5 protein-coding genes are annotated in these 3,239 nt (G+C 64.2%); 2 read left to right on the top strand and 3 right to left on the bottom strand.

The window, feature by feature from the left end:
• From AC04L7_RS15165 to AC04L7_RS15155, 3 genes are all read right to left on the bottom strand, one after another.
• On the bottom strand, positions 1-905 hold a 905-nt coding region (locus tag AC04L7_RS15165; RefSeq protein ID WP_475513320.1), incomplete at its 3' end, for a hypothetical protein.
• Entirely contained in the window at positions 902-1,423 is a 522-nt protein-coding gene (locus tag AC04L7_RS15160) for an XF1762 family protein (RefSeq protein WP_435998524.1), read from the bottom strand. The genes AC04L7_RS15165 and AC04L7_RS15160, both read right to left, overlap by 4 nt.
• Positions 1,420-2,397 carry a DNA adenine methylase gene (locus tag AC04L7_RS15155; protein WP_435998522.1) on the bottom strand — a complete coding sequence of 326 codons (978 nt, stop codon included), beginning with the start codon at positions 2,395-2,397 and terminating at the stop codon, positions 1,420-1,422. Before AC04L7_RS15155 ends, AC04L7_RS15160 begins: the two co-directional genes overlap by 4 nt.
• 163 nt (positions 2,398-2,560) lie before the next feature.
• Here AC04L7_RS15155 and AC04L7_RS15150 point away from each other — a divergent pair, with 163 nt between their 5' ends.
• Positions 2,561-2,860 carry a DUF3653 domain-containing protein gene (locus AC04L7_RS15150; RefSeq protein ID WP_435998520.1) on the top strand — a complete coding sequence of 100 codons (300 nt, stop codon included), beginning with the start codon at positions 2,561-2,563 and terminating at the stop codon, positions 2,858-2,860.
• Between the two features lie 52 nt (positions 2,861-2,912).
• A partial coding sequence (locus tag AC04L7_RS15145; RefSeq protein WP_475513319.1) for a hypothetical protein occupies positions 2,913-3,239 on the top strand: 327 nt, incomplete at its 3' end.

Genomic DNA, 3,239 nt, shown 5'->3' with positions numbered 1-3,239 from the left:
TCACGCCACCGCGCCAGCAGCGGCGCGGCGCGTTCGGTGTAGTCGTCGGCACTGAGCATCCCCGTGTGGTCACGGTGGTGCCGCAGGTCGATCAGCTGGTCGCCGATGGCGCGGAGTTCGTCCGCTCGCGCCCTGGCCTCGGGGTCAACTGCGGCGACTGCCGGCGCACCCGGTACCTCGCTGGCCTGCTGTTGCTTGTCCAGCTGTCGACCGATCGCGGTACGCGCGATGTAGGCCACCGACTTGCCCTGCTTCTCGCGGGCGACGTTGACGATCTGCTCCGGTGTTACCCCTGCCGCCTTCGCTTCCAGCAGCTCGGGAACGAACGCCCCGCATTCGCTGTACCCCACTACTCCACGAAGCGCGCGCGCCAGGTCGTCGGCGCCCTCTGGGGATCTATCCTCTCGTAGAGATTTATCTATACCTGAAGAAGCAGAAGCAGAAGCAAAAGCAGGGCCGTCACCTTGCCGTTCACCCACCCGTCCGGTTGGTGGTCGGCTGGGTTGGTTGGTTTCAGTGAAGCGTGTGGTGGCGCCACGCTGCGTTCGCCGCCACTCATCGCGGACAAAACGTGCGGAAAACCAACAACTTCCGCCATCTGCCTTCACTAGAATCACCGACGGCAGATCACGCCCTGCATGCCTCGGCGTGTGCACGAAGTCGGTATCGAAACGGTCGCTGCCTTTCAGCACGCTTTTTGTCGCCAGTTCGCGCGCATAACGCAGCGGAACGTTCGCGGCCGATGCCAATTCGGCCAGGGGCCAGCGCAGCACCCCGTATTCGTCCGACTGGTGAAGCACGGCCAGGATGCGCACCCATGCGCCCTGGGCGGCGAGCGAACAGCGCCCCAGCGCCATGTCGCCCACCCATTCCTTCCAGTACAGCTGTGTTGCGGGTGCCTTCATTCCGACACCCCCGGTGCGGCGTGGGGCAAGCCGCGCTCGAGTTGTGGCCACGCGCCCCATCCGTAGGCCACCTTGTCCGTCGTCGGGTGCTTGTCGACGCGGCGACGCGATTTTGCGTCCCAGCTACGCCCCCGAACAGTCCACAAGAGTTCGTAGCCGCTGGCCCGAAGGCTGCCGCCTTCTTCCGATGCAAGGATGTATGTCAGGCCGCGCCGATAGCCCTTTGCGATCGCGGCACGCCTGGCGGCGCCGTACAGCATCGAACAGGCGTTCGGGGATCCATCCGTGCAGCAGCGCGTGACCTCAACCGTCAGCCCATCATCCAGCATGCGCGCCACTGGTCGACCGACCGTGGCCACGCCCACCAGTTCGCCGCAAGAATCGTGCAGGCCGTGACCCCATAGGTACCCAGTGGGGATGCCGTGGTGGCGATGGTGGTCCTTGATGAACGGCCGTACGTCGCGGTCGCGCTTCACTGGTCGCAGTTCGAACTTTTCTTCTACGCGGGGGCCGTTCATGCCGCACCGCCTGTGATCAGCTGCCTCTGCTGCGGCTGGCGGTGTGCCTGGTCGGCAGCCGCGTTCAGCCACAGGCATTCGATGCGCGGACGCGCGCCGTCGGCTAATGCAGGGCGATCAATCCGGCGCCAGCCGGGAAATAGCTCGTCGTACAGCGGCGATGGGTAGCCAGAAAGCACCACCATTCCCCGCAGTGATTTCAGGGACTCGGCCAGGCGCGCATGATCGGAGTCGGTCATTTCGTGGCGGTAGTCGTTGCCACCATCGCGAGTTGCCGCTACGTAGGGAGGATCCACGTAGAACAGGGTGTCTGGCCCATCGTGCTGTGGCATGACTTCGAACGCGTCTCGATTCTCCAAGACGACGCCTTGAAGCCGCGCGACGATCGCGGCGAGGGCATCCGGGTAGTGGGCCCAGTCGTGTGCCGGTGTGGTTCCGGACCTGTTCGACTTGCCCCGGAAACCTGTGCGCGCCAGGCCACCGCGGCCGGCACTTGCCGGTGCGCGGCTCATCGTGACGGCAGCGCTGGCAAAGCCCATGAAGGCGCGAACGATGGTGCGGCGGGCCTGCTCGACGGGATCATCGGACGGGAACCACGCATCGACGAACTCGGTACGTGCAAATGGGGTCAGGCGCAGCACTTCGGCCAAGCGCTGCCCTTGCGAGCGCGCCACCCGAAACAGGTTGACGATCTCGTCGTCCAGGTCGTTGTAGACCTCGGCATACGCCCTGGGCTTGCGCAGCAGCACAGACGCACCGCCGCCGAACGGCTCGACATAGAACCGATGCGCCGGAAGGTTGGCGATGATCCAAGGCGCCAACATCCACTTGCCGCCGTGGTAGCGGACGAGTGGGCGCCGCACTTCGGAAACCGGGGCTTCGTGCGTGCCCGGGACGCTCTGGCTATGGTCGCCGGCAGTGCAAGGATGGGCGCGGTCTAGCCCGTCGTTGTATGGTTGGGAAGCTGGGTTCACCGATGTTTCCTGTATCGGTAAACCGCTGAAGATTCAGATGGTTAGCGCGTAAGCTAATGCCTATTATGTCAAAGTCCGATTGGGGCTGGTGGGCGCGGCTGCTCCGGGACTGGCTGGCATGGCGCTTGCGTGGCTCTAAGCCCACCAACGGGAGCTTTGACGCATGCCTGATCGGCTGAACCGCAACGCGCCTACGGTTGTAGAGATCCTCACCGACGTGCCCAGCCAGTGGAATGGCTGGCGCTTCTCGGCCAGCGGCCGGCATCTGATCGGCCCGGATGGCGACCGAATCACGGCACAGCGCCTAGCAGGTCTGCTGTGGCGTGATGCCATGGAGCTTCGACGTGACGGCCTGAAATCGCGCCGCGAAGCTGAAAAGCCTGTTCGGCGTGGACCGGTCAAGGTGGTCATCGTTGACCTGGCCGACTGGCACGCCCGGAACGTCGGTACTCGCGCGGGATGAAGCGTCACCGTTGGGGTGCCGCCCCTACACCCCGGGTATGATCGGTCCGGGGGTGAACATGGAACGTCCGAGACACCTGGTGGCGCGGGAACGATCCGGCATCATTCATATCACGCTGATCGGTTTAGCACTGGCTACAGTGATCGCCGGAGGCGTACACCTGCTCGGCAGAACACAGTTGGCGTGGAACGCTCGCTATGGCGAGCGACCGCCAACGCCTAAAGCTCAGCCGCAGAGTGAAGCACCACTAGTGCTTCCGGCTCCTGATCCGGTCTACGAACAACTGAAGAAAGATTTCGCTGCTGGCCGACTCAGGTGCATTAACGGCCAACTGTTCCGAAAGCTTCCTAATGGCTGGGAGAACATCCCCGGCGAAGAC

The sequence above is a fragment of the Pseudoxanthomonas sp. LjRoot204_2 genome, from assembly GCF_056175765.1.
Note: the sequence above shows the minus strand (reverse complement) of the source record. Positions and strands in the feature narration are given on the sequence as shown.